The sequence below is a fragment of the Bradyrhizobium barranii subsp. barranii genome (genome assembly GCF_017565645.3).
In the GTDB taxonomy this organism is placed as follows: domain Bacteria; phylum Pseudomonadota; class Alphaproteobacteria; order Rhizobiales; family Xanthobacteraceae; genus Bradyrhizobium; species Bradyrhizobium barranii.
The window spans coordinates 1,467,772-1,492,936 of the sequence record NZ_CP086136.1 but is presented as its reverse complement, the minus strand read 5'-3'; the positions used below and the strand labels follow the sequence as shown (position 1 = coordinate 1,492,936).

The window sequence follows — 25,165 nt, the reverse complement described above, 5'->3', positions numbered from 1 at the left end:
TGCGATCACGCCGCCCGCGAGTGTCCGTCCTCGGCGCAAGCCGTGGCACTATCGTCAAAAGCCTCGCACATCCGCATCGCGACCAGCAGGTTTTCCGGCGTCAGCACCTCCGCCGTCGGTCCCCAGGCCACGGGGCCGCGCGCCAGCACCAGTGTTTCGGTGAAATGGTTGCGCACCATTTCCATGTCGTGCAGCGCGGCGAGCACGGTGCGGCCTTCGCCGTGCCAGTGCTTCACCAGCGCGAGCAGATCGGCCGTGGTTTTGCTGTCGATGGCGTTGAAGGGCTCGTCGAGCACGATCAGGCGCGCGTCCTGGAGCAGCACGCGCGCGAACAAGATGCGCTGCATCTGCCCGCCCGAGAGCGTTCCGATGGGGCGGTTCTCGAAGCCGTTGAGGCCGACGGAAGCGATCGCGCGCAGGATCTTCTCCCGCGCAGCCTTGCCGATGCCCCCGAACAGGCCCGCGTCGCGCCACAGCCCGGTGCCGACGAAGTCGAACACCGAGATCGGGAAGCTGCGGTCGATCTCCGCGCTCTGCGGCAGATAGGCGATATCGCGGCTATCGAGCCCGCCGAGATGGATGCTGCCGTCGAGCGGCCGGAGGATGCCGACGATGCCGCGCAACAGCGTCGACTTGCCGGCGCCGTTCGGGCCGATCACGGCGACCAGCGCACCGGAGGCGACCTCGCCGTTGAGATGATGCACGGCCGGATGCCGGTCGTAGCCGAGCGTGACATTATGGAAGTGCACGGCCGCCATGGTCACCTCATCGCCAGGAAGACCACGCCCCAGAGCACGGCGCAGACGGCAAGCGCGGCCGCGAGGCGGCCGGCCATGGTCATGCGCAGGATCGACCAGGGCGCGTCCTGCGCCGGATGGGGCGAGGCCGCATCATGGACATGGGCGTGGGTGTGGTCGTGCCCATGCGAATGCCCGTCGCCATGAGAATGGTCATGGGACTGGCCATGAACGCGGTCGTGGTGATGAGCGTGGGACGCGGCGGGAACCATGCCGACGACGTTATATTATAACATTACCTCTGTCCACGGCCGGCTCAGGGCTTGCCGATCACCATCGCGATGGCGGCGGCGACGAACGGGAACGGCACCGAGACGGCGCAGCGGAACCAGACGAACCGGGCCGGCATGAACGGGATTTCCCATAAAATCACCCGCTGGAAGGCGAACAGGGCCCAGGCGACGACATAGGCGACCACCTGCGGCACCCCACCGCCCGACTTCAGCGCCACCGTGCCGATGGAGAAGCCGATCACGGGTCCGCCGGGCGTGGCGGCGCCGGCGACCACGGCGGTCGCACCCCCGAGCCAGCCGCTGTCCGGCCCGAGCCAGCCGGTGATCACCTCCTGCGGGATGATGGCGGCGATGTAGCCGGAACCGATCACTCCGAGCGCAATGCGCGGCACGATGTTGATGAAGTCCATGGAGCCTTCGCGGAGCGAGGCCTTGAACACCGGTGGGCCGCGGCGGAACGCGATCAGGCCGACGCCGAACACCGAGCCCCACAGCAGGATGTCGATCAGAAGCGCGGCGCTCAATTCTCGTCGTCCTTCGCGGCCGGCTGCGGATAGATCCGGACATAGACGAAGCGGCCGAGCGCGCCGGCGAGCACCGGCAGCGGCAACGAGATCAGGATCCGCCACAGCGTGAAGTCGGTGCCCATAATCGGGATTTCCCAGGCCACCGCGCGGCCGTAGCCGATCAGGGTCCAGCTCACGACCATGGCGATGGTGGCGCCGAAATCGGCGCCGACGGCGAGCAGCGCGCTCGCCACGGGATAGGCGGTGAAGGGTCCGCCCGGCAGGATCGCACCGAAGGCGGTGCCGATCAGAAGGCCCATCAGGCCGGATTTCGGCCCGAGCGAGCGCGAGACTTTTTCGTGCGGCAGGATTTCGGAGATGAAGGCCCCGAGCAGGCAGCCGGCCAGCACGCGCGGCAGGATGCCGCCGAACAGCGAGAGGTCGTGCGTAAGAATCTCCAGGACACCGACCGTGCCATCACGCCGCCAGACCAGGCCCGCGCTCACCGCCACCAGCACCGCGATGATGATGGTCGACCAGCCGATCGGCTTGCGCACACGCCCCGGCCGCGGCTCGGACTCCGCGTCCTCGGCAGGCGCAGGATTGTTCGGGGAAGGCTCTGACAACGGGCTCGGTGGGCTCGAGGGTGATGCCCATCCTGATTAAGGGCGCCGCCCACGCGATGCAAGGACGGGAAGCGATGCGCACCTCGCGCAGGCCCATGCGAAGCAGCAACCGAATTCCGCACAGCAAAAAGGCGGCCGCGCATGCGACCGCCTTTTCGAGTTCGTCATCCCGGAGCGGCGACGCCGCACCCGGAAAGTGTGATGGCTCAGGCCTTGTCGAACAGGGACTCGACGTATTCCCAGTTCACGAGGTTCTCGACGAACGCCTTCAGATAGTCCGGACGGCGGTTGCGATAGTCGATGTAGTAGGAGTGCTCCCAGACGTCCACGCCGAGGATCGGGGTGGCGCCGTGCACCAGCGGATTCTCGCCGTTCGGGGTCTTGGCGATCTCGAGCTTGCCGTTCTTGACCTGGAGCCAGGCCCAGCCGGAGCCGAACTGGCCAACGCCGGCCGCCTGGAAGTCCGTCTTGAACTTCTCGAAGCCACCGAGGTCCTCGTTGATCTTCTTCTCGAGCTTGCCCGGCAGCTTGGTGCCGCCGCCATTGGGCTTCATCCAGCTCCAGAAGTGGATGTGGTTGTAGTGCTGGCCGGCATTGTTGAACACGGCCGGGTTCTTGCCGAACGAGCCCTTGACGATCTCCTCAAGGGACTTGCCTTCCCATTCGGTGCCCTTAAGCGCGTTGTTGCCGTTGGTGACGTAGGCCTGATGATGCTTGTCGTGGTGGAATTCCAGCGTCTCCTTCGACATGAACTGGCCGAGGGCGTCATAGGCGTAAGGGAGTGGGGGCAGCGTAAAGGTCATGGGTTGTTGTCCGCGACTGATGGGGAACTGGCTTAACGGGGACTCTTATAGAAGGTTCCACCGCCGTTAAATACCGCCAATTTGCGAAATTGCGTGATGCGGCCGATTGGCCGGATTGCATAAAATCGACGCATCGTGGGGCGCGCTTCGACAGGCCGTAAAATATCATTGCCTTTGAGGCGCTTATGGCGGAACGAACGCACCACGGCGGGGAGACGCAAAAGAGAAAGCAATGAGCATCGAGATCGACATCCTGAACGGCGACGCTTCGTGGCGGATCGCACAGCCCCTGCTCAGCGCGGTCTGGGGACGCGACGCCGCCGAGAAGCCGTCGTGGAGCCACGTTAAATGGGCCAATGCCGACCTTCGCGTGCTGATCGAGACGCCCGAGGACGGCCTCGTCTGCCACGTCGGCATCTACTTCCGTACCGTCACCTGGAATGGACAGAAGGTTCACATCGGCGGCATCGGCGGGGTCTGCACCCGCGAGGACCGGCGCGGCCGCGGCTACGCGACCATGGCGATCGACGCAGCCATCCACACCATGCGCGCCAACGAGGCGGTCCGTTTCGGGCTGCTGTTCTCCGAACTGAACAATTTTGCGTTCTACGAGGCCCGCAGCTGGCTGCCCTTCAAGGGCGAGGTCTATTGCGAGCAGCCGGAGGGTCAGATCCGCTTCGACTACATGGCGCCCTACGTCTTCAACATCGTCCGCGCGCCGACGCTGGGCACCATCGACCTATGCGGCCTGCCGTGGTGAGCCCTGCGTGAGGGGAGGACTGGCGCGAAGATGCTGCGCCCGATAAGATGTCGATCATCATCCAATATTCCGCCCGGTGGACATGACGATCGACGCCTCCGCAGACGCCGCGCCGCCACGTGCACCGGTCGCTTCCCCCATTGCGAGCCTGCTGACGGCGCCGATCCTGCCGACACTGCTGCGGCTCGCGATCCCCAACATGATCGCGATGGTCGGCAGCACGCTGGTTGCGATTGCCGAGACCTCCTATATCGGCCGGCTCGGCACCATTCCGCTAGCGGCGATCGCGCTGGTGTTTCCGTTCGCGATGCTGACGCAGATGATGAGCGCGGGCGCAATGGGCGGTGGCGTTTCGTCCGCGATCAGCCGCGCGCTCGGCGCAGGCGATCGTGACCGCGCCGCGACGCTGGCGCTGCATGCCGCCATCATCGGCCTCTGCGGCGGGCTGTTCTTCACGGTGATGATGCTAGCTTTCGGCCGCAGCTTCTTCACGCTGCTCGGCGGACGCGAGCGCGTGCTCGAGGAAGCCAGCGGCTATTCACAAATGCTGTTCTCCGGCGCGGTCGCGATCTGGCTCGTCAACACGCTGGCCTCGGTGATCCGCGGCACCGGCGACATGCGCCTGCCTTCGATGATTCTGATCGGGGCGAGCACGCTCCAGATCGCGCTCGGCGGCACGCTGGGGCTCGGCCTGTTCGGCGTGAAGCAATTCGGCATGCCCGGTGTCGCCGCCGGCCAGTTGATCGCCTTCACCTGCGCGGCGATCTTCTTCCTCTGGTATCTCCTGTCCGGCCGCAGCCGGCTGCCGCTGAAGGTCCGCGCCTTCCATTTCGAACGCGCGATGTTCCTGGACATCCTCAAGGTCGGCGCGGTCGCCTGCCTGTCGCCGCTCCAGACCGTGCTCACGATTCTGATCTTCACAAAAATCCTCGCGACCTTCGGCACCGAGATGCTGGCCGGCTACGGCATCGGCTCGCGGCTGGAATTCCTGCTGATCCCGATCACCTTCGCCTTCGGCATCGCCTCGGTGCCGATGGTCGGCATGGCGATGGGCGCCGGACATGTGAAACGCGCGCGGCGTGTCGCCTGGACCGCGGCCGCGGCTTCGGGATTGACCGTCGGCCTGATCGGCCTCGTCATCGCGCTTGATCCGGCGCTGTGGGTATCGCTCTTCACCGGGGATCCCGGCGTCACCGCGGCGGCGCACAGCTATTTCCACTGGGCCGGTCCGGCCTTCGTGTTCTTCGGCATGGGCGTGTCGCTGTATTTTTCCTCGCAAGGCGCGGCGCGCGTCGGCGGTCCGGTGCTCGCCTCCACGGCGCGGCTTCTGATCGTCGCGATCGGCGGCGTCGGCCTGATGATGGCGCAGGCGCCGGCCTGGACGTTGTTCGCACTGGTCGGCGGCGCCATGGTCGTGTTCGGACTTTCGACCGCAGCCTCGGTCGCCTTCGCCCGCTGGGGCAAATGAGCGCAGGCAAATAAGCAGGCAGATAAACGCAGGAATGTGATTCCATCCAGCGTTGCACTATCCTGCCGGACTGCTATTGAGGCGCCTCCATTTTCGGGGGCTCTCTATGTTCGGCAGATTCGCCATCCTTTCCGTCATCCTGACTACGCTGTTTGGTGCGACTGCCGCCCACGCGCAGAGCGCCGATGGGACCTGGCTGACCCAGGCCGGCGATGCGCGCGTCAAGATCAGCAAATGCGGCGGCGGCATCTGCGGCCATATCGTCTGGCTGCGCGAGCCCTATGACACCGCGACCGGCCAGCCTGCGACCGACAGCAAGAATCCCAATCCCGCGCTCGCCAAACGCGCGATGATCGGCTTACCGCTGTTCAGCGGCATGGAGCCCTCAGGGCCGAACAAATGGTCGGGCCAGATCTACAATGCCGATGACGGCAGCACATATGCGAGCAACGTCTCCGTGACTGGTGCGGATTCGCTGCGGGTCGAAGGCTGCGTCGGCGCGCTCTGTGGCGGCGAGACCTGGACGCGCGCGGGACGGTAACCCTCTCTCGTGTCCCGGACGCGCTGCGGCACGCAGTGACGCTGCGCAGAGCCGGGACCCAGAAGGCGGCATAGTACACAGCGAGACATTGGCCCCGGCTCTGCAGCGCATCACTACGTGCTGCGCTGCGTCCGGGGCACGAGAGCGGCGTTAGGCCATCATCGCCTTCAACGCCGTCGCCGCCGACGCGTAGCCGCCGCGCGCGCCGTCGATGAAATGGACGTGGTCGCTGCGCAGCGCCGACGGCGTGAAACAGGTCATCATCGCGGCGTCCTGCTGGTAGAGGCCGTAGCGCACGATGCCGTCGCGCGCCGCAGCCGCGAGACGGTCGCTCAACGCGCGCTCGAGCTGCGGGGTGCAGTCGAGGATCATGCGCAGGCCGTCGTCATATTTGCGGAAGTCTGAATTCTCGACCACCTGGCGCTTGTAGACGTTTGGCACGAAACCGCCGACGTTGAGGTCGAAACGCATGATCAGATAGACGAACAGCGTGTAGGCCAGCACGCGGGCGCGGCGCGCGACCAGCGGACCGCCGCGTTTGGTGCGGGCTTCGAATTCCAGCCCCTGCGGCGGCCATTTCAGCGGCGGCCCCTGCGGCGGCACCGGGCGGCCGCCATCCGGGCTGCGCTCGACGAGATGAATGATGTCCTCGATCACCTTGCGGAAAGCATGCGGATCGACACCGCGCGCCGGCATCACCAGCACCGACAGGATCAGACCGCGCGCGGACGGCATCACCTCGAAGCGGCAGGACAAGCCGGAAAGATCGGGCTGCGTGCCGGCGGGCGCCTCGGCGACCGCGAACTCGCCGCGCTTCATGGCGGCGTCGGCCCAGGCGAGCCCGCCGCCGGAAAACATCGCATAGGACAGATTGGCCGACGGACCGAAGCGCGCGACGCGCACGTCGAGCCCTTGGGCGCGGATCGCACTCACCGGCACCAGCGCGACGCGCATCTTCAGATCGAGGTCTTCCCGCACCCAGGTTGCGGTCGCGGCCAGCGCCTCGCGGGCGCGTTCGACATCAGAAGGCGCGACCGCAAAGCTCGCGCCGTCGCCGCCGAACACGAAGGGGAATTCGCGCCCCTCCAATGCGTTCGTCACCGCCGCGATCACGGCCGCACCGGCCATGTTGACCGCCTTGTAGCGCTGCGCCGCAATCGCCTTGGTGGAATCGACGATATCGGCGACGCCGATGTTCCAATCATCCGGCAGCGGCGCATAGAGCGCGGGGTCCATCAGGCTGGTGAAGCCGCGAAAGACGGGAATGCTGCCGTAGAAGGATTCGCCTGATGTCATCGAGTGATGCCGGATGGTTGGGAAGCGCGTCCGAGGAAGATACGAGGCAGGATCGATCCGGGTTCGCCGGCCGGCGCCCCTCTTTCGATTCCCGATCATTGGCCGAAATGCACCCGGACAACAAGATCGCGCCGGCGCGAATGGCGCGATCCGTCATTGATCGGCGTCAAACAGCCGGCCGGAAGAGCGGCTATGGTCGGGGCATATCCAGAGATTACATGGGATGATCGAAGTGCCCGACTTCGGCAACAAGGACTCGACGGCTCCGGTGCGCCGGCGCACGGGGCTCGATCCGCTCAGCGCGGTGAAGATGCCGGAAGCACTGACCGCGGCTGTCGACGCCTGGGCTGAAGCTCATCACTTGTCGCGTTCGGCTGCGATCTGCAAGCTGGTCGAACTGGGCCTGAAGGTCGCGCCCCCGGCATTCTTGTCGGCCCAGCCGGTCGCATCCGACGCCACCAGGATCGAGGCGCTGGCCGTGCACGAGATCGAGCGGCTGCTCGACCCCGCATTGCCAACGGACGAACGCGAACGCCGCATCCGCCGCCTGACCGAAGGGCCGCCGGAATTTTCACGCGAGCGGATTGACCTGCCGAAGTAACGGACGTGAACGCCTAGTGCAGCTTTTCGTCCTCGCGCTTGCGCAGGGCGTCGAGAGAGAGGTCGTGGCAGCCGACCAGGCGCACGAATTGCTGCGGATACATTTCATGACCGTGTCCGCCGGAATTCTGATGCGTCATCGGGGGGCAATGGACATCGTCCGGCTTCGCGCGAGGCTCCTCGATCCGGGCTTGATTTGAAGCGGTCATGTTTGAAGTGGCCATGGACTGCTCCCTGTCGATTGGGGCAGATCGATTGACATAACCCAACCGATTGCGGGGCATCTTACGACCAATTCCGGCTTGATGTCATCGCCCGGATCAACTCAATTGTGGCGGCGGAGTTCCGCTTACGCCGTATTCCCCGCATCGATCGTGAACACGGTGCCGGTGACGTTGCGACCGCCCTCGCCGAGGAGATATTCGACCATGCGCGCGACATCATCGGTCTCCGGCAGGCGACGCAGCGCGCTGCGGCCGGCGATGCGCTTGCGTCCTTCGTCGGAGAGATTGTGGGTCAGCTCGGTGTCGATGAAGCCCGGCGCAATCGCATTCACGGTGATGCCGAGCTTGCCGACCTCGCGCGCGAGCGAGCGGGTGAAGCCGGTGGCGGCGGCCTTGGTCGCGCCGTAGACGGACAGGCCGTTGTAGCCCGTGGTCGCGATGATCGAGGACATATTGATGATGCGGCCGGCGCCGTCGGCCATCATCTGGCGCGCGACATATTTGGAGAGGATGATCGGCGACAGCACGTTGAGCTGCACCAGCGCCTCGATCTCGGAATTGTGCATGGTGGCGAGCAGGCCTTCGGTGCCGAGGCCAGCATTGTTGACGAGGCCGTAGATCGGGCCGAACTCGTCGCGGATAAGCTTCGCGAACGCCGGGATCGCGTCGATCACGGCGAGATCGCAGGCGCGGAAATGCAGGCGCCCTTCGGAGAGGCCGATCGCCGCCCTGAGCTCTTCGCTCTCGCGTCGTGCCGCCGCAATCACATTATAACCGACATCAGCCAGCCGCCTGCCGATCGCAAGGCCGATGCCGCGGCTGCCGCCGGTGACGAGGACATTATGCATCGGTGCGCGCCAGTTTTCCGGCCGGGGTGACGTCGAGCGCCTCGACGAAGCGGATCACCGCCGGCACCTTGTGGGACGCGAGCTGCGCGCGGCACTGATCCAGGATCTGGTCGCGGATCTCCTTCACCCGCGCCTGATCGGTGCCGTCGGCAAGGATCACATCGGCGACGACGATGCCGCCGGTGATCGGGCTGCGGCGCGATTTCGCCCGCGACATCCGCACGTCGGCATGGCGGTTGATGACCGCCTCGATCTCCTCGGGATGAACCTTCAGCCCGCCGATATTGATGATGCCGCCGCGGCGGCCGACGAAATAATAGCGGTCACCGCGCAGCTCCACGATGTCGCCGCTATCGACGAACCCGTCGTCATCGGTCAGCGCGGCCGCATTGCGGCCGATGTAAGCATGCGCCGTGCGCGTCGAGCGGATGCGCAGCGAGCCATCCACGACCTTCATCTCGACGCCGTTGCGGTTGCCGAGATAATCAGCCGGAAAGCCCTCCAGCCCGTCATTGACGGCAAAGCCGACGCCTGCCTCGGTCGAGGCATAGGCGTGACCGACGGAGGATTTGGGGAACGCGGCCTTCAGGCCGTCGAGCACCGCCTGGTCGGCGATCTCGCCGGACAGACGGACGTATCCCGGCGCGAACTGTGCGGCCGAGCCGCTCATCAAGAGCTTACGCCAGTGCGAGGGCGTGCCGGAGATATGGGTGACGCGGCGCGCGTTCAGCCGCGCGACGTGGTCGCCGAGCGCTTCATGCGGATCGGACAGCACCATCGAGCCGCCGGAGAGAACCGCGCGCAGGAAGATCTGCAGGCCGCCATAGCGGCGAATGTCGTAGAATGTCGCCCAGACCGGCGCGGGTCCGCGCGCAGGGCCTTCGGCGACGATGGCACCCGTCAATGCTTCCAGCGTATGGCCGGCGATTTTTGGTACGCCCGACGTGCCGGACGTCAGCATCAGCCATTCCGTGGCGCGTTCGGTCTTGGCCGGCGTGGCGGCCTGAAGCGGCAGTTGCGCGGTGACGACGAGCGCGACCGCCTTTGCGACCCATTGCGCGGGCTCGTCGATGACGACGGCATCGATCTCGGCGTCCGCGATCAGCGCGTCGAGATGCGCCGGATTGAGATCGGGCGGGCACAGCAGCATGCGCCGCGCGACACCATCGAGCTCGATCATGGCGAGGCCCGATTTGAGCTGGTCCGACAGCTTCAGCAGGACAGAGCGGCCCGCCAGCTCACGCAGGCGGCCGCCCAGAACCGTATGCGGCAGCACATCCGTCAGCGACACCACATGATGGGCATCGGAGATCGTGCGGCCCTTGAGCTCCGGGCTCAGATAGTCGCGGAGCGCAAAAATCTCACGCGGGGACATTTTCGTAGGCCCGCACGAAATCGCCCACCGTGGCGGGGAACGCAACGTCCTCGGAAATGGTGAAGGGATCGACGCCGGTCTCGTCCTCGAGGCGCGCCACCAGAATCGCGAAGGCGAGGGAATCGAAACCCGTCTCGTGCAGGGACAGATCGTCCGAGAGTGCAGGAAGCGTGACGTGCTGCTCCTTGGCGATCTGCTGGATCGCTTCGATGACCTTAGACCTTACCGACATGGCTGGCTCACTCTTGTTATTGATGGTTCGTGTTGCAGCGGCTCTTGATGACCGCCTCCCCAAGGCCCGTGTTGTTTACCCGACAGAAGTAAATGGCTTCTTGGACAATTCAGATAAAATTGGACCTATCTGGCGGATTTTCGTGCGGCTAAAACCTGATCGCGCCATCGATGATCCCTGCGTACACGTCCGCGTCCAAGGCGATGTAGCCGCCGGATTTCGGGTCGAGCATGAACAGCGGCTCGCCTATCAGCCCCGGATCAAAGCCCTCCCGGGCCAGTTCGCCCTTCTTCTGCTTGAACGTCTCGGTCGCATCGAGCTCGCGCGAAATACGGATGAAGACGGGGCGGGCGTAAGCCGGCAAGCGCTGCGCGAGATGGGCGGGCAGCCCCTCGATGTCAAACCCCTCGTTGACGACGATGGCACTCATGCCGGCGCGGCCATCGGTGCCGGGGATGCTGACGCCGTAGGTGGTGGCATCGATCACGCCGGTGAAATCGCGCACGGCGTCGTTGACTTCCGATGTCGCGACGTTCTCACCCTTCCAACGAAAGGTGTCGCCGATGCGGTCGACGAAATGGAAGAAACCCTTGTCGTCGAGCCGCATCAGATCACCGGTGCGGAACCAGGCATCGCCCTTGGCGAAGACGTCGCGCAAAATCTTCTTCTCGGTTTCGCCCGCGTCGGTATAGCCCTCGAAACGGCCGCCGCCTTCATCCGCGGTGCCGATGCGGCCGATGGCTTCGCCGGCCTCGCCCCGGGCGCACGCAACGCAAAAGCCTTCTTCATTGCGCAGCGGCGCGCCGCTATCAGGATCGAGCTTGACGAGACCCGCCGGAAAGCGATGCGCGAGCAGCGGCGGAACGCGGCCGATCGCACCCGGTTGGCCCTCGACGTTGAACAGCGAGAAATTGCCTTCCGTCGCCGCATAGAATTCGAGGATGCGCGGAATGGCGAAGCGGTTCTGGAAATCCTCCCAGATGTCGCCGCGCAGGCCGTTGCCGCAGACGAGCCGCAGGCGATGACGGTTCTCGTATTCGGACGGCGCCGCCTTCAGAAGGTAGCGGCAGAGCTCGCCGATGTACTGGAACAGCGTGCAATCGTGCCGCACGATGTCGGGCCAGAAGTTCGAGGCCGAGAATTTTTCCGCGATCACCACGGAGCCGCCGGCGGCGAGCATGCTGCACGGCGCGACGATGCCGCCGACCGAGTGGAACAGCGGCAGGCAATCATAGAGCCGGTCCTGCGGCGTGGCGCCGGTCAGGCCGGCGAACCAGAAGCCCCAGTTGAGGATGCGGCGGTGGCTGATGCTCGCCGCCTTCGGCAGGCCGGTGGTCCCGGAGGTGTAGATCAGCAGGGCACGGTCGTTGATCGTCACATTGCCATGCTCGTCCGGCGAGAGCGGCCCGTCCTCGAGCGCGGCAAGTGCGACGTCGATCGCGCGCTCGCCGCGGGCATCGCCATGGGTCCAGACTTTTGCTTCTGTCTTCAGGTGCGGCGACGCGCCGTCCAACGCCTCTACGAGCTCGTGCGCGACGATGACATGCGACGGCCTGGCTACATCGACGCAATGCGCGAGCGACTGGCCGACGAGCTTGGTGTTGATCAGCGCGACCACGCCGCCGACCCGGCTGATGCCGAGCCACGCGGCAACATAGTCGATGCCGTTCGGCATGATCAGCGCGACGGCATCCCCCTTGGCCACGCCGGCCGAGCGCGCCCAGCGCGCATAGCGGTTGATGCGCTTCGAGAGGCCCGCGTAGTCGATCGTTGTCTCATCTGCGACCAGCGCGGTGCGATCGGGCTGACGCTGCGCCCAATCGTCGACGACGTCGGCGAACAGCCGGCCCGGCAGCGTCTCGATGCGTGCGGTGAGCTCGATCGCCTTCAGCCAGATCTTTGAAGCCGAAGGTGCGCGCGCGACTTTCGGTTGCTCGATGACGCCGGTGGTCATGCCGTCCATTCTTTCGGAACGTATCTGCTGTTTCCCCAAGCTTAGCTCGCGCGCCCTGCCCAGGTGTTAAGAGACAAGGTAAAGCCAGGTTAGTAGGTGATTAACTCTGGCCATCCGACGCGGGCGAGTTCGGCGGCATGCAGACGGCGGCGACCGACCGCCGGCGCAAGCTGGTCGAGTTGTCGGGGATCAGGAAGGAGCAGCGATCCGGCCTCGCCGACGCTAGGCGCCCCCTGGTAAACGGGCTATGCTTTTCTACCCTGCGTTGTCATGGCTACGAAAGGGAGGCGTCCGTGGCTCTCGATCCGTCAGAGTTTCCGGTCCAGGCCGCGCCGTTCGAGCAGCGCCTGACGAATTTCGCCGACCGCGTGAAGGGTGGGCAGGCCAGGGTGGTTGCGATCGGCTCGTCGACCACGGCGGGCGAAGGAGGCATCGCGCCCTATCCGCAGCGGCTGCTGGCGGATCTTCGGATCAAATATCCAAATGTCGGAATCGAGGTGATCAACCGGGGCGTCGGCGGCGAAGACGCTCCTTTGGAGCTGAAGCGGTTCGAGCACGACGTCTTCGATCTCAATCCCGATCTCGTCATCTGGCAGGTCGGCACCAATTCGGTGTGGCAAGCCGACGGTCCCTCGTTTACGGACACCACGAAGGCCATCCGCGAAGGTGTCGACCAGCTGCTCGGCGCGAAGCGGATCGACGTGATCCTGATGGACCTTCAATATGTGCCTGCGGTGCTGACACCGGCCAAGTGCCAGAAAGCAGACGCCATGGTCGAGGCGATCAGCCAGATCGCGTACGACAAACAGGTCAACGTCTTCCGCCGCTTCGCGCTGATGAAGGCCTGGCACGAGGTCGCAAGGATCTCGTTCGACCGTCTGGTCGACCCGGGCGACGACACCAGGCTGCACGCCAGCGACTGGACCACGGACAAGATGACCTGGCAATTGACCGACGCGATCTTCGCGGCGACGCCTCACGACACCTAGTTCTGCATGCTCCGTTGGATCGGGCGCCGAACGAGCGATCGGCGCTAGCCGCCTCGCCTGTAGCGTGGGCGCGGCGGCGCAACGTTGACCGGATAATACGGATTGAGATCGCAGGTCGCGGCGCGGCCCGACGCCGTAGCGCGGCACTGCGGCAGCGAGATGAAGGAGCAATCGTACCACTCCCCGCCGCCGCCGTTCGCTCCGGAATAGACGTGCATGCAGACGGGATAGCTGGGATCAAAGGTCTGCGCATGCGACGGCGCAGCTGCGGTCAGCGCGCCAACGGTGATGATCAGGCCGGATGAGAAACGCATGAGGGATGTTGCTGCGTGCCGCATCGCGAACAACTACTGCACCTTCTTGTGACGCTTGCGCGGGGGCGGCGGCGGTTCGTTGTAGGCGTAATAGGGATTGACATCGCAGCTCGCCGCGCGGCCCGACGCCGTGGCCCGGCACTGCGGGATCGAGGTGAAGGAGCAGTCGTAATAGTCGCCGCCACCGCCCCGGCCGCCCGAAGTATAGACGTGCATGCACACCGGATAGCGCGGATCATAGGTCTGGGCGTCGGCATCTGCCGCCACGAACAGCGTGGCAATCGCGGTGAGGGTCAGGACAGGCAGGCGCATGGAGACATCCTCGAATCGATGGCGGCGTCGGATCTGATGCCGACGTCCTCCTATGGCATAACACCACGCCGGAGGCGACTGTTCCTCCGGCGGATGACGGCAAGGTGAGCAGGGTGCGCTGCGCGCGCTACCCGCCCAGCCCCTGCAGGACCAGCCGGTTGAGCCTTGCCGCAAACGCGGCAGGGTCTTCGGGCAATTCGCCGTCCAGGATCTGCGCCTGTTCGAGCAGGAGCAGGCTGAGATCGTCGACCGCCCTGGAGCCGGCCTGCGCCCTGGTGATCGCCGCTACCAGCGGATGGCGCAGATTGATCTCGAGGATCGGCTTGGTGCGCATACCGCGGTTCTGCTGCGACAGAATGCGCTCGAGCTCGCGGCTCGGGCCCTGGCTGTCGGCGACGAGACAGGAGGCGGAGCTGGTGAGGCGCGTCGAGACCTTGACGTCGCTGACGCGCTCGCCGAGCGCGGCCTTGATCACCGCGATGGTGGCGGCCTCGTCGGCTTGCGGCTCCTCCTTCTTCGCCTCGTCGGCCTCGTCGGTGCGCGGGATCAGGTCGAGATTGAGATCGCCCTGGCTCAGCGATTTCAGCGGCTTGCCGTCAAACTCCGATGGCATCGAGGTCCAGAAGGCATCGACCGGATCCGACAGCAGCAGCACCTCGATGCCGCGCGCGGTCGCGGCTTCCAGCCGCGGATTGGACTTCAGCCGCTCGATGCTGTCGCCGACGAGATAATAGATCTCGGTCTGGTTCGGCTTGAAACCGGCGATGACGTCCTTCAGCGAACGCTTCTCGCCCGAGGTGGTGGTGAAGCGCGACAGGGACAGCAGCTTTTCGCGCCGCTCGAAATCCTCGTAGATGCCTTCTTTCAGCACTGCACCGAAGGCGTCCCAGATCCTGGCAAAATTCTCCGGGTCCTTATCGGCAAGGCTTTCCAGCTCGGACACGACTCGGGTCGCCACGGCTTTCCGGATCTGCGCGAGTTGCGGATTGTTCTGGAGCATCTCGCGCGAGATGTTGAGCGGGAGATCTTCGCTGTCGACCACGCCGCGGATGAAGCGGAGATAGCCGGGCAGCAGATCGGCATCGTCGGTGATGAAGACGCGGCGGACGTAAAGCTTCACCCGGCCCTTGCGGTTCGGCTCGAACAGGTCGAACGGCTTCGTCGACGGCGCGAACAGCAGCACGGCGTAGGAATAGCGGCCTTCCGCGCGGTATTGCAGCGTCATCGCGGGATCGTCGAAGGCGGAGGCGATCTGCTGATAGGCCTTCTTGTAATCCTCGGCCGTCAGCTCGGACTTGGAGCGCTGCCACAGCGCGCTCGCCGAGTTGATCTGGCGCGGCTCACCCTCTTCCGGCACCAGCTCGATGGGGAACAGGATGTTGTCGGAATAGGCACTGACGATGCGCTCGATCTCGTAGGTCTCGAGATACTTCTTCGCGTCGTCCTTCAGGTGCAGGACGATCTCGGTGCCGCGCGCCACGCGCGCCGCGTCCTCATCGCTTGCGCGCGCGATCTCGAAGCCGGAGCCGCCGGAGGACGTCCAGCTCCACATGTCGCTCTCGCCGGCACGCCGGCTGACGACGACGATCTTCTCGGCGACCATGAAGGCGGAATAGAAGCCGACCCCGAACTGGCCGATCAGGCCGAGGCCGTCCTTGGCCTCCTTCAGCTTCGAGACGAACGCCTTGGTGCCGGAGCGGGCAATGGTGCCGAGATGGTCGATCAGCTCCTGGCGCTCCATGCCGATGCCGTTGTCGGCGATCGTGAGCGTTCCGGCCGTCTTGTTGGGGATGATCCGGATCTTGAGCGCGTCGCCCTCGCCCAGCAGCGCCGGGCTGGCGATGGCTTCATAGCGCAGTTTGTCGCAGGCGTCCGATGCGTTGGAGACGAGCTCGCGCAGGAAGATGTCGGTCTCGGAATAGACGGAGTGCACCATGAGGTGCAAAAGCTCGGAAACCTCGGCCTGGAAAGGCTGCGTATGCGTGGCCGTATCTGACGTCGTCATGCGTTTACCCGGTCAATCAAAGGGGAAAGAAACCCGGGATATAACGCGAGGGGATAGGGGATCAAGTGGACGTGAACTATCGCCCTCCCGGCGGGAAGGCGATTTGTCCGTGGCGGCCAAGGGCGGCGAAGACGAATCAGGTCACACAGCGGCCGGGCTGGAGCAGCTTTGCGACCTCGGTCAGGGAGCTGACCATCGGCTCGCAGGCAATCGTCGGCCTCTTGGGACCCTGCTTCCGGTTCTGGAGCAGCACCGGCGGCTTGGCGTTGCCGGTCTCGATGACCGCGCGGACCCGCAGCAGCACCGACGTCTCGGCCAGATCGTTCAGCCGCATCGACACGGTGCGGGTGGGAACCGGGGCCTGCTTGACGTCGGCGAACCGGTCGGCCTTGCCGGAACGGTTGACGTTGTGACCCGCATCTTGCGTGGGCCTGTCGGCGACCGCCTGCCAGCGGTCGGCCAGATCATGGCCAGAGGCCAGCTGGACGGCACCGACCTGGACGGCACCAAGCGTCGCGGCAATCGCGACAACACCCAAAAATACCTTTTGCATCTGCAACATGGCTGTCGATCCCTCGCCCCATGGCGATCGCGGGAACAACGCGATGGGAGGACCGGCAGTTCTCAGCTGTTAAGATCACTTAACCGTGTGCGAAATTCACCGCAGGCCGCATAAAAAGGCCGCACAAAAAAATTTTCACCCGCCTGGAACGACTCTCAGGCCCGAGAGTCGTCTCAACAGCCGGCTATTCCCCCCTGCCCCATAAGCCGGCGACGTAGGGCGCGACTGTGGTGATGCCAGTCGCGCCTTACTTTTGTCTGAGCCTCACTTCGGCTTCCCCGCGAGCCAGTCCCGCCCCTCGCCATAGAGCTTCTCGACTTCAGTGCCGATCAGGCCCGGCATGTCGCGCTTGACCTTGTAGCCGATCAGCTCCTGCATGTAGGCGAGGTGACGGTAGCCTTCGGGCAGTGCGGCGAGCGCCTGTTGGTCGAGGCGAAGTGTTGCGGCGGGATCGACCGGATCGATCCGGTCCTTCTCGTAGATCGGCTGGCGGCGGACGATGCCCCATTGGCTAATACCTGATTGGTCATGCCGCTTCTCCAGGAAATCGTAGAAGCGTCCGGTGCAGACGACGTCGCAGAGCACGTCATGCACCAGGGCACGCTGCGAGATCGTCATCTTGGTTTGCGCAATGGCGCGCGCGCCTGCGAGATCAATGCTGGTGCCGCCGAGGAAATGCAGGATGCGCACGCCCTTGGCAAACCCCTCCTGACTGACCCGCATGAAATCCCGCGCCGGCCCCTGAAACCAGGTGGCGGACATCCAGCCCTCGTCATGCCAGACCGTGGCGAAACGCTCCCAGTCGCCGGCGTCGCGCCACACCGCCCAGTTCTCGACGAGGTCGCGGATGGCGAGGCGGTCGAGGAGTTGCTGGTCCATGATGCGAAATCTCCTGACGGCTTGAAGCTGCGATGGGGGTGTCATCGGCCCGACGTATCAAATGGGCAATTTGGTTGCCGTCAAGCACGCGAAGCTTCGCGGCCCTTCGATTGCCCACAGCCGCGCAAGCGTGATACGAGCAACAATCCTTGTGCCAACCTCCTCGTATGCGGACAAACCCGCCGCCAAGGCTTGGATACAAAGACTGGCAGCGCACATAGAGAGCAACAAAGTGTTTCCGCCCGAGGCGACAGGTCAAACGGGCGAGGCCAAGGTTAGGGTTGCCATCGACCGGTCCGGCAAATTGATCTCTCGAGTGCTGATTGAGAGCACCGGCTCCCCGCCGCTCGATGCCGCAGCCTTGGCGATCGTCGAGCGTGCCGCGCCATTCCCCGAGCCTCCTCCCGAGGTGAAGGAAGACATGCTTGGATTCATCGTGCCTATTGTCTTCAGGGGCTACCCGCAGCCATCGCCCGAGAACGAAAAAAGGCTTCAGTCCTGGATCGAGGACCAGGCCAAAGAGAATGCAAAAGCGCCGAGGTCGGACAAGGACGACGCCCGATTGAATTCCACGCTGCGCAGCATCTGCCGCGGCTGCTGAGACATCCCGGGCACGCGCGCGGTAAAAGATGCAGATCAAACATCTCTTGATCGCCGGCCTCTTCGGATTGGCGCTGGGCGCGTCAGTGCCTGCCGTAGCGGAATCCGATACCATTGCCGCCTGGCGCAAGACGGTCACCGAGCATGTCTGGCGCAACAGGGTGTTTCCTCCGGAGGCAATCGGTCAGAGAGCCGATGCCGGTGTCACGTTCGTGATCGATCGGTCAGGTAAATTGATCTCGAATACTTTGGTGGAAAGCACGGGCTTCGCGCCGCTGGATGCCGCGACGCTCGCCATGGTTGAGCGGTCCGTGCCGTTCCCAAAACCGCCCGCTGCGGCGAAGGACGACCTGCAGAGAATGACCGTCCTCATCAGGTATGACGGGGCGCCGCCGATGGGCGGAGCATGGGCGGACGAAGCCAAGGTAAAGGCCAAGGTCAACAGCGTCTGCCGGGGCTGTTGAACAGGGTATCGGTAACAAAAACGGCGCGTCTTTCGACGCGCCGTGTCGAATTCTCCCTCAAGCTGGCTTACGCCGCGGGCGCCTTCGGCGCGCGATTGCGCGAGTTGCGCTGGAAGAACAGCGCCTGGCTCGCCACCGCCGACACCATCGCGGGCTGGAACGGCTTTGAGATCAGGAACGCGGGCTCAGGGCGCTCGCCGGTCAGGAAGCGCTCCGGATAGGCGGTGATGAATACCACCGGCACTTCGAAGGTGCGGAGCAGCTCGTTGACGGCGTCCAGGCCCGACGAGCCGTCGGCAAGCTGGATGTCGGCGAGGATCAGGCCCGGCCGCTTGTTCTTGGCCAGCGCCACCGCATCGGCATGGGTGCGCGCGACGCCGACGACATTGTGACCGAGATTCTTCACCAAGCTCTCGAGGTCCATGGCGATGAAGGTCTCGTCCTCGATGATCAGCACGTCGGTCGCAATCTCGGCCGCCATCTCGCGTCCTGCGGCATCGGCAAGCCGCCGCGTCTCGGCGACGTCGGTGCCGAGGATGTAGCCGACTTCCTCTTCCGAGAATCCTTCGAGCGAGAGCAGCAGGAATGCCTGCCGCGGCAGCGGCGTGATGTTCGACAGCCGCCGCTCCGGCGGCATCGGCAAGGTCGTCACCTCGGCATCGTCGTTGACGGAGACCGAATTCCATATCTGGGTGAACAGCCGGAACAGGCCGGCGCGCGGACCGTGGCTCTCGTCGAGCACGGACGGATCTCCGAGCATCGCTTCCAACATGGCTGCGACATAGGCGTCACCGGAGGCCTGGCTGCCCGTCAGGGCGCGCGCGTACCGGCGCAACAACGGCAAGTGTTCAGCAACAAGCTGCGAACGGGACATCCCCACTCCATTCTTCTTCGGGCCGACCTTGACGAACCACGCAACAAGCGGGGAGGCCCGGGTTCCCCTGCTGGGCTGTCTACGCCTCACGCCAAGAAAAGTTCCGCTTATCTGGGAACTTTTTGTCGAACCTGGAATTGTGCCTATTCAGGGAACGGCTCCCGGTTGAGAGAACTTCTCGATTTTACAGTTACTTAACTCGGGGAAACGTGGAACAGGTCATGAAAGATCTCAAGTCTCAAGCCAGCAAAAGCACGACCCCCGGCAAGGGAGGCCTCACTCCGGAGATTCAGTCCCGGATCGGCCACCAGCTGCGCGCCATGTACGACGACGTGGTGCGGCAGGGGGTTCCGGACCGGTTCGCGGAACTGATCAAGAAGCTTGATGCGCCGGGAGGCGCACCCCAAGTGGAACCTGACAGGGGCTCCAACGACAACAATGGGAGGGATTAATGCCTCTCACGGACTCCCTTCGTGACGACATCCTCGCGGCCGTGCCAAGTCTGCGCGCGTTCGCGATCTCGCTGAGCGGCAATGCCGACCGCGCCGACGATCTGGTGCAGGAAACGCTTCTGCGTGCGCTCGCCAACATCGACTCGTTCCAGCCCGGCTCAAACCTGCCGGCATGGCTGTTCACGATCCTGCGCAACCTGTTCCGGTCCGACTATCGCAAGCGGCGGCGGGAGGTGGAGGATGCCGAGGGCAACTATGCCAAGACGCTGAAGACGCAGCCGTCGCAGAACGCGCATCTCGAGTTCGAGGAGTTCCGCGGCGCGCTCGAGAAGCTTCCGCAGGACCAGCGCGAGGCCTTGATCCTGGTCGGCGCCTCCGGCTTCTCCTATGAGGACGCAGCCTCGATCTGCGGCTGTGCAGTCGGTACGATCAAAAGCCGCGTCAATCGCGCGCGCTCGAAGCTCGCTGCGCTGCTTTATGTCGATGGCGCCGAGGACTTCGGGCCCGACGAGACCGTGCGCGCCGTGATCGGCGGCAGCGGCGGATAACGGCCGCGTCAACCGGACCGCGACGAATGTGAAGGCGGCCGTTTCTGCGGCCGCCTTTGCGCGTGCGTGAAAGCCGGATGGCGCGCGCGAGACGGGATCATTCGTCCGCAAACGTGGCGGTGTCGGCGACGCTCGCGCGCGAGGTGCGGTAGCTGTTGACCTTGTCGGCGTCGTCGGCATAGCCGAACGAGATGCCGCAGACGACGCGGCGGTCGTCGGGCAGATTGAAGTGGCGGCGGATCAGCCCGGAATGGCGCGCGAGCGCCGCCTGCGGAATGGTGCCGAGCCCGAGCGCCTGCGCGGCCAGCATGAAATTCGAGACATAGGCGCCGCAATCGATCGCACCGTAGATGCCGAGCGGCTCGTTGGTGTGAATGATCGCAACATGCGGCGCGCCGAAGAAATTGTAGTTCTCCAGCGCCTGTTTTGCGTAGGCGCCTCTGTCGCCGCGCGCGATGCCGAGCGTGTTGTAGAGCTGAAAACCGCTCTCGCGGCGGCGCTCGAGATAGACACCGACATATTCGCGAGGTGGCGTGAAGTCGTAATCGTCACCCAATCCGCCTGATGCTTCCTGGTAGATCGCCTGGCGGAAGCGCTCCTTGGCCGCGCCACTGGCGATGATGACCTGCCAGGGCTGGCTGTTGCACCAGGACGCGGTGCGCTGCGCGGTGGCGAGCACATGCTCGATGGTCGCGCGGTCGACCTCCTTGGCCAAGAAGGCGCGGACGGAGTAGCGCTCGTTGAGGAGCTCTTCGAGCACGCCGATGCGGTCTTGGGTCTGGCTCACTTTTGCATCCATGAATTAGCTCGCGCTCCTCGTAGGGTGGGCAAAGGCGCGATAGCGCCGTGCCCACCGACAGACTTGCCCCGGCGCATCTGCATATGGTGGGCACGCTTCGCTTTGCCCACCCTACGCGATACAGCGAGAGGCTGGATCACCGACCCTTGGTCGGGATCTTGTTATACGGCACGTCCTTGTCGACGCGAATGTCGCCCGGCAATCCCAGCACGCGCTCGGCAATGATGTTGCGCAAGATCTCGTCGGTGCCGCCGGCGATGCGCATCGAGGGTGAGGACAGCAGCATCTGCTGGAACTGGCCCTGCACCGTCTCCTCGTCGGCGCCGGTGAGAACACCAGCCGCGCCCTGAAGATCCATGGCGTAGGTCGCGATGTCCTGGAGCATCATGCCCGAGACGAGCTTGCCGATCGAATTCTCCGGCCCCGGGCGATCGCCCTTCGAGAGCGCCGAGATCGCGCGGTAGCTGGTGTATTTCAGCCCGCTCGACTTCACCGCCCAGCTCGCGAGTTTCGAGCGCACGGCGGGATCGTCGATGGCGAGCCCGTCCTCCAGCATCAGATTGGAGCAGAACTCGAACATTTCAGGGACGCCGGTCGCAAGCCGCGAGCCGATCGACATCCGCTCGTTCATCAGCGTCGTCAGCGACACGCTCCAGCCCTCGCCGACGGCGCCGAGGCGCTGGCTGTCGGGGATCACCACATCGGTGAAATAGACCTCGTTGAACTCCTGCATGCCGTTGGCCTGCTTGATCGGCCGCACTTCGACGCCCGGGCTCTTCATGTCCAGGAAGAACATGGTGAGACCCTTGTGCTTGGGCACATTCGGATCGGTCCGCGCGATCAAAAGACCGAAGTCGGAATAATGCGCGCCCGAGGTCCAGATCTTCTGGCCATTGACGACCCAATTGTCGCCCTTCTTCTCCGCGCGCGTGCGCAGGCCCGCGACGTCGGAGCCGGCGGACGGCTCGGAGAACAGCTGGCACCAGATCTCCTCGCCGGAGGCGAGCTTCGGCAGATGGCGGCGCTTGGCGTCCTCGCTGCCAAAAGCCATCACGGTCGGGCCGCACATGCCCTCGCCGATCTGGAACGGCTGCGTCAGCTTGCCGTAGACGCCTTCTTCCTGCTGCCAGATCACCTTCTCGATCGGCGTGGCGTCACGGCCGCCATATTCCTTCGGCCAATGCAGGCAGGCCCAATTGCCCTCGAACTTCTTCTTCTGCCAGGCCTTGCCGACATCGACGATGTCATGATTGGCCAGCCGGATGCGGCCGAGCGAGGATTTTGACAGCTCGGCATGCAACTCCCTAGGCGCATTGGCCTCGACCCATTTGCGCGCAGTCTCGCGGAAAGCGGCTTCCTGCGGGGTGTCGTCGAAATTCATGGCGAACCTCTCAATTCTTGCTCGGTGCGTAGGGTGGGCAAAGCGAAGCGTGCCCACCACCTTCCCTCGTTCTCGACAAAGAATTGGTGAGCACGGCGCGACGCGCCTTTGCCCACCCTACGATTCTAACCTCTTCCCTTCGTCGGGATCTTGTTGAACGGCACGTCCTTGTCGACCCGGATATCGCCGGGCAGGCCTAGCACCCGCTCGGCGATGATGTTGCGCATGATCTCGTCGGTGCCGCCTTCGACGCGCGTGCCGGGCGCGCGTAACAGCATCGCCTGGAAACGGCCGGCGAGTTCGGCATCCTCGCCGCTGATCACGCCGCTCGCGCCCTGCAGGTCCAGCGCGTAGGTCGCGACGTCCTGGATCATCGAGCCCGCCACCAGCTTGCCGATGGAATTCTCCGGACCCGGGCGCTCGCCCTTCGACAGCGCCGAGATCGCGCGCATGCTGGTGTACTTCAGCCCGCTCGCCTTCGCCGCCCAGTTCGCAAGCTTCGAACGCACCGCGCGATCCTCGATCGCCGGGCCATCGTCGAGCATCAGGCTGGAGCAATACTCGAACAGCTCCGGGAAACCGGTCGAGACGGCCGCGCCGATCGCGCTGCGCTCGTTCATCAGCGTGGTCAGCGAGACGTTCCAGCCGTCACCGACCTCGCCGAGGCGCTGATGGTCGGGAATGCGGACATTGGTGAAATAGACCTCGTTGAAGTCGGAGGCGCCGCTCGCCTGCTTGATCGGCCGCACCTCGACGCCCGGGCTCTTCATGTCCAGGAAGAACATGGTCAGACCCTTGTGCTTGGGCACGGTCGGATCGGTGCGCGTGAGCAGGATGCCGTAGTCGGAATAATGCGCCCCCGACGTCCAGATCTTCTGGCCGTTGATCACCCAGTCGTCGCCATCCTTTTCCGCGCGCGTGCGCAGCCCAGCGACGTCGGAGCCGCCGGCCGGCTCGGAGAACAGCTGGCACCAGACTTTTTCGCCGGAGGCGAGCGGCGGGAGGTAGGTGCGCTTATGCTCCTCGCGCGCGAACGCCATCATGGTCGGCCCGCACATGCCGTGGCCGATGATGAACATGCGGGACAGCTGGCCGAACGGCCCCTCTTCCTGCTGCCAGATCACGCGCTCGATCGGCGACGAGCCGCGCCCGCCATACTCCTTCGGCCAGTGCAGGCAGGCCCAGCCGGCATCGGCCTTCTTCTTCTGCCAGGCCTTGGCGACCTCGAGAATATTGGCGTTCTTGAGCTGGGTGCGGCCGAGCGAGGATTTGCGCAGATCCTCCTCGTATTGCCTGGGCGCGTTCGCGCCGATCCAGGCGCGGGCGGTGGCGCGGAATTCGGCTTCCTGCGGGGTGTCGTCGAAATTCATGGTCTGTCATCCTTCGCCGGCGTCGTAGGATGGGTAGAGCGAAGCGAAACCCATCTGTCAGACCACCCGCGTCATGATGGGTTTCGCTACGCTCTACCCATCCTACAAATCACCTGTCGTTACGCCGCGTTCTTCTTCCGCATGCGGTCGATCAACTGGTCTTCCCAATAGGACAGGCTGCCGAGCCCCAGCGCCATGGCGTTGGCGCGGCGGTAGTACATGTGGCAGTCGAACTCCCAGGTGAAGCCCATGCCGCCGTGAACCTGGATGTTGTTCTTGGCGCAGTGCTGGAACGCCTGCGTCGCGCTGATGCGTGCGGCGGCTGCCGCTTCCGGCAGCTCAGCCGCGTTAGTCGAGAGCGCCCAGGCGCCGTAATAGCTGTTGGAGCGCGCCAGCGTCGCCGAGACATACATGTCGGCCAGCATATGCTTGACCGCCTGGAACGAGCCGATCTGGCGGCCGAAGGCGATGCGGTCGAGGGCGTAGTCGCGGCCCATTTCGAGCGCGCGGTCGGAGCCGCCGACCTGCTCGAATGCGCACAGCACCGCCGCGCGATCGAGCACCTGGGTCAAAATGCTCCAGCCTTCACCCGCAGCTCCCAGCGGCTCGGCCTTGCAATCCTTAAACGTGATCTCGGCCTGTCCGCGGGTCGGATCGAGATTGGTGAGGCTCTTCACCTCGACGCCACCGGCCTTGAGGTCGACGAGGAACAGCGAGATGTCGCCGTCGCGACCGCTCGATCCGGTGCGCGCGGCGACGACAGCGAAGTCGGCGATCGCACCATCCGCGACCGGCCTCTTGACGCCGTTGAGCACGCCATTCGCAGCGGTGAGCTTGACGTTCTTCGGCGACGGATTGCCCTTGCCCTCGAACAGCGCCAGCGTGCCGATCGCCTCGCCCGAGGCAATCGCCGGCAGCCACTTCTTCTTCTGGGCATCACTGCCCGCGATCAGCAGCGCTTCGGCGGCAAGATACACCGTCGAGGAGAACGGCACCGGCGCATTCGCCCGGCCTATCTCTTCCGCGATCACGCAGAGCTCGAGATGGCCCGCGCCCGCACCGCCATATTCTTCCGGGATTGCGACGCCGAGAAAACCCATCTCGGCGAGCCCCTTCCACAGCTCCTTGTCGTAAGGAACCTTGCCGTCGAGCACGACGCGCACCGCCTTGGGCGAGCATTTTTCGGTGAGGAATTTGCGCGCCTGGTCGCGGAGCTGTTTCTGGTCGTCGGAGAAATCGAAGTTCATGGCGGACTACCTCTGCTTATTCGTTGTCATTTATCTGCGCCGTCATTCCGGGGCGCGCGGAGCGCGAGCCCGGAATCCATATCCACCAGCCGGGGTTATGGATTCC

General features: G+C 64.7%; 30 protein-coding genes. 9 read left to right on the top strand and 21 right to left on the bottom strand.

The window, feature by feature from the left end; translation table 11 throughout:
* Nucleotides 1–5: 5 nt before the first annotated feature.
* From J4G43_RS07330 to J4G43_RS07310, 5 genes are all read right to left on the bottom strand, one after another.
* Nucleotides 6–758, bottom strand: a complete 753-nt coding sequence (locus tag J4G43_RS07330; protein ID WP_071909401.1) for a metal ABC transporter ATP-binding protein — start codon at nucleotides 756–758, stop codon at nucleotides 6–8.
* 2 nt (nucleotides 759–760) lie between these two features.
* A complete protein-coding gene (locus J4G43_RS07325; protein ID WP_208084382.1) occupies nucleotides 761–1,009 on the bottom strand; it encodes a hypothetical protein in 249 nt (82 codons plus the stop codon).
* Between the two features lie 44 nt (nucleotides 1,010–1,053).
* Nucleotides 1,054–1,554, bottom strand: coding sequence for a hypothetical protein (locus J4G43_RS07320; protein ID WP_208084381.1), 501 nt, complete (start codon nucleotides 1,552–1,554; stop codon nucleotides 1,054–1,056).
* Nucleotides 1,551–2,162 (bottom strand): permease, encoded by a 612-nt coding sequence (locus J4G43_RS07315; protein WP_208084380.1) that lies wholly within the window; start codon nucleotides 2,160–2,162, stop codon nucleotides 1,551–1,553. The genes J4G43_RS07320 and J4G43_RS07315 overlap by 4 nt, the downstream gene beginning before the upstream one ends.
* Before the next feature lie 206 nt (nucleotides 2,163–2,368).
* Complete coding sequence (locus J4G43_RS07310; RefSeq protein WP_063985730.1) at nucleotides 2,369–2,965, bottom strand: superoxide dismutase; 597 nt, start codon at nucleotides 2,963–2,965, stop codon at nucleotides 2,369–2,371.
* 232 nt (nucleotides 2,966–3,197) lie between these two features.
* On the opposite strand from J4G43_RS07310, the gene J4G43_RS07305 reads away from it, so the two are divergent.
* The 3 genes from J4G43_RS07305 to J4G43_RS07295 all read left to right on the top strand — a co-directional run bounded on the left by J4G43_RS07305 (nucleotide 3,198) and on the right by J4G43_RS07295 (nucleotide 5,734).
* Nucleotides 3,198–3,725, top strand: coding sequence for a GNAT family N-acetyltransferase (locus tag J4G43_RS07305; RefSeq protein ID WP_208084379.1), 528 nt, complete (start codon nucleotides 3,198–3,200; stop codon nucleotides 3,723–3,725).
* 82 nt (nucleotides 3,726–3,807) lie between these two features.
* Nucleotides 3,808–5,193: an MATE family efflux transporter gene (locus J4G43_RS07300; RefSeq protein WP_208084378.1), complete on the top strand. Its 1,386-nt coding sequence runs from the start codon at nucleotides 3,808–3,810 to the stop codon at nucleotides 5,191–5,193.
* A gap of 106 nt (nucleotides 5,194–5,299) precedes the next feature.
* Nucleotides 5,300–5,734: a DUF2147 domain-containing protein gene (locus J4G43_RS07295; RefSeq protein ID WP_085398981.1), complete on the top strand. Its 435-nt coding sequence runs from the start codon at nucleotides 5,300–5,302 to the stop codon at nucleotides 5,732–5,734.
* 150 nt (nucleotides 5,735–5,884) lie between these two features.
* Here the strand turns inward: J4G43_RS07295 and J4G43_RS07290 are convergent, their stop codons facing one another.
* Nucleotides 5,885–7,030 carry a DUF3095 domain-containing protein gene (locus J4G43_RS07290; protein ID WP_208084377.1) on the bottom strand — a complete coding sequence of 382 codons (1,146 nt, stop codon included), beginning with the start codon at nucleotides 7,028–7,030 and terminating at the stop codon, nucleotides 5,885–5,887.
* A 223-nt stretch (nucleotides 7,031–7,253) separates the two neighbouring features.
* Between J4G43_RS07290 and J4G43_RS07285 the strand changes: the two genes are divergently transcribed.
* Entirely contained in the window at nucleotides 7,254–7,631 is a 378-nt protein-coding gene (locus J4G43_RS07285; RefSeq protein WP_208084376.1) for a hypothetical protein, read from the top strand.
* Nucleotides 7,632–7,644: 13 nt separating this feature from the next.
* Here J4G43_RS07285 and J4G43_RS07280 read toward each other — a convergent pair whose 3' ends face one another.
* The 5 genes from J4G43_RS07280 to J4G43_RS07260 form a co-directional block, all read right to left on the bottom strand.
* A complete protein-coding gene (locus J4G43_RS07280; RefSeq protein ID WP_155794867.1) occupies nucleotides 7,645–7,854 on the bottom strand; it encodes a hypothetical protein in 210 nt (69 codons plus the stop codon).
* Between the two features lie 125 nt (nucleotides 7,855–7,979).
* Nucleotides 7,980–8,702 carry an SDR family NAD(P)-dependent oxidoreductase gene (locus tag J4G43_RS07275; RefSeq protein WP_208084375.1) on the bottom strand — a complete coding sequence of 241 codons (723 nt, stop codon included), beginning with the start codon at nucleotides 8,700–8,702 and terminating at the stop codon, nucleotides 7,980–7,982.
* The gene (locus J4G43_RS07270) at nucleotides 8,695–10,077 is read right to left on the bottom strand and encodes a class I adenylate-forming enzyme family protein (RefSeq protein WP_208084374.1); all 1,383 of its coding nucleotides are present in this window, start codon (nucleotides 10,075–10,077) and stop codon (nucleotides 8,695–8,697) included. Before J4G43_RS07270 ends, J4G43_RS07275 begins: the two co-directional genes overlap by 8 nt.
* On the bottom strand, nucleotides 10,064–10,309 hold the full coding sequence (locus tag J4G43_RS07265) for an acyl carrier protein (protein ID WP_014491754.1): 246 nt from the start codon (nucleotides 10,307–10,309) through the stop codon (nucleotides 10,064–10,066). Before J4G43_RS07265 ends, J4G43_RS07270 begins: the two co-directional genes overlap by 14 nt.
* A 148-nt stretch (nucleotides 10,310–10,457) precedes the next feature.
* Nucleotides 10,458–12,272: a long-chain-acyl-CoA synthetase gene (locus J4G43_RS07260; protein WP_208084373.1), complete on the bottom strand. Its 1,815-nt coding sequence runs from the start codon at nucleotides 12,270–12,272 to the stop codon at nucleotides 10,458–10,460.
* Nucleotides 12,273–12,556: 284 nt separating this feature from the next.
* On the opposite strand from J4G43_RS07260, the gene J4G43_RS07255 reads away from it, so the two are divergent.
* On the top strand, nucleotides 12,557–13,252 hold the full coding sequence (locus J4G43_RS07255) for an SGNH/GDSL hydrolase family protein (protein ID WP_208084372.1): 696 nt from the start codon (nucleotides 12,557–12,559) through the stop codon (nucleotides 13,250–13,252).
* Between the two features lie 44 nt (nucleotides 13,253–13,296).
* On the opposite strand, the gene J4G43_RS07250 is transcribed toward J4G43_RS07255, so the two are convergent.
* The 5 genes from J4G43_RS07250 to J4G43_RS07230 all read right to left on the bottom strand — a co-directional run bounded on the left by J4G43_RS07250 (nucleotide 13,297) and on the right by J4G43_RS07230 (nucleotide 17,324).
* Nucleotides 13,297–13,566: a DUF3551 domain-containing protein gene (locus J4G43_RS07250; protein ID WP_208084371.1), complete on the bottom strand. Its 270-nt coding sequence runs from the start codon at nucleotides 13,564–13,566 to the stop codon at nucleotides 13,297–13,299.
* A gap of 33 nt (nucleotides 13,567–13,599) precedes the next feature.
* Entirely contained in the window at nucleotides 13,600–13,878 is a 279-nt protein-coding gene (locus tag J4G43_RS07245) for a DUF3551 domain-containing protein (RefSeq protein WP_063985742.1), read from the bottom strand.
* Between the two features lie 127 nt (nucleotides 13,879–14,005).
* Nucleotides 14,006–15,883 (bottom strand): molecular chaperone HtpG, encoded by a 1,878-nt coding sequence (gene htpG, locus J4G43_RS07240; protein WP_208084370.1) that lies wholly within the window; start codon nucleotides 15,881–15,883, stop codon nucleotides 14,006–14,008.
* A 136-nt stretch (nucleotides 15,884–16,019) separates the two neighbouring features.
* Nucleotides 16,020–16,445 carry a hypothetical protein gene (locus tag J4G43_RS07235; protein WP_071909388.1) on the bottom strand — a complete coding sequence of 142 codons (426 nt, stop codon included), beginning with the start codon at nucleotides 16,443–16,445 and terminating at the stop codon, nucleotides 16,020–16,022.
* A 264-nt stretch (nucleotides 16,446–16,709) separates the two neighbouring features.
* Nucleotides 16,710–17,324: a nuclear transport factor 2 family protein gene (locus tag J4G43_RS07230; protein ID WP_208084369.1), complete on the bottom strand. Its 615-nt coding sequence runs from the start codon at nucleotides 17,322–17,324 to the stop codon at nucleotides 16,710–16,712.
* Nucleotides 17,325–17,385: 61 nt separating this feature from the next.
* Between J4G43_RS07230 and J4G43_RS07225 the strand changes: the two genes are divergently transcribed.
* Together J4G43_RS07225 and J4G43_RS07220 are read left to right on the top strand one after the other, a co-directional pair.
* Nucleotides 17,386–17,925 (top strand): energy transducer TonB family protein, encoded by a 540-nt coding sequence (locus J4G43_RS07225; protein WP_208084368.1) that lies wholly within the window; start codon nucleotides 17,386–17,388, stop codon nucleotides 17,923–17,925.
* A gap of 46 nt (nucleotides 17,926–17,971) precedes the next feature.
* On the top strand, nucleotides 17,972–18,388 hold the full coding sequence (locus tag J4G43_RS07220) for a TonB family protein (protein ID WP_225004709.1): 417 nt from the start codon (nucleotides 17,972–17,974) through the stop codon (nucleotides 18,386–18,388).
* Between the two features lie 67 nt (nucleotides 18,389–18,455).
* On the opposite strand, the gene J4G43_RS07215 is transcribed toward J4G43_RS07220, so the two are convergent.
* Nucleotides 18,456–19,262, bottom strand: coding sequence for a response regulator (locus J4G43_RS07215; RefSeq protein ID WP_014491706.1), 807 nt, complete (start codon nucleotides 19,260–19,262; stop codon nucleotides 18,456–18,458).
* A 221-nt stretch (nucleotides 19,263–19,483) separates the two neighbouring features.
* Here J4G43_RS07215 and J4G43_RS07210 point away from each other — a divergent pair, with 221 nt between their 5' ends.
* Complete coding sequence (locus J4G43_RS07210) at nucleotides 19,484–19,714, top strand: NepR family anti-sigma factor (RefSeq protein ID WP_063986724.1); 231 nt, start codon at nucleotides 19,484–19,486, stop codon at nucleotides 19,712–19,714.
* Nucleotides 19,714–20,262, top strand: coding sequence for a sigma-70 family RNA polymerase sigma factor (locus J4G43_RS07205; RefSeq protein ID WP_014491704.1), 549 nt, complete (start codon nucleotides 19,714–19,716; stop codon nucleotides 20,260–20,262). The genes J4G43_RS07210 and J4G43_RS07205 overlap by 1 nt, the downstream gene beginning before the upstream one ends.
* A 97-nt stretch (nucleotides 20,263–20,359) precedes the next feature.
* Here the strand turns inward: J4G43_RS07205 and J4G43_RS07200 are convergent, their stop codons facing one another.
* From J4G43_RS07200 to J4G43_RS07185, 4 genes are all read right to left on the bottom strand, one after another.
* Nucleotides 20,360–21,061, bottom strand: coding sequence for a nitroreductase (locus J4G43_RS07200; protein ID WP_208084366.1), 702 nt, complete (start codon nucleotides 21,059–21,061; stop codon nucleotides 20,360–20,362).
* Between the two features lie 136 nt (nucleotides 21,062–21,197).
* On the bottom strand, nucleotides 21,198–22,442 hold the full coding sequence (locus J4G43_RS07195; protein WP_208084365.1) for an acyl-CoA dehydrogenase: 1,245 nt from the start codon (nucleotides 22,440–22,442) through the stop codon (nucleotides 21,198–21,200).
* A 125-nt stretch (nucleotides 22,443–22,567) separates the two neighbouring features.
* Nucleotides 22,568–23,812, bottom strand: a complete 1,245-nt coding sequence (locus J4G43_RS07190; protein ID WP_208084364.1) for an acyl-CoA dehydrogenase — start codon at nucleotides 23,810–23,812, stop codon at nucleotides 22,568–22,570.
* A gap of 119 nt (nucleotides 23,813–23,931) precedes the next feature.
* Nucleotides 23,932–25,059, bottom strand: a complete 1,128-nt coding sequence (locus tag J4G43_RS07185) for an acyl-CoA dehydrogenase family protein (protein ID WP_208084363.1) — start codon at nucleotides 25,057–25,059, stop codon at nucleotides 23,932–23,934.
* Between the last annotated feature and the right edge of the window lie 106 nt (nucleotides 25,060–25,165).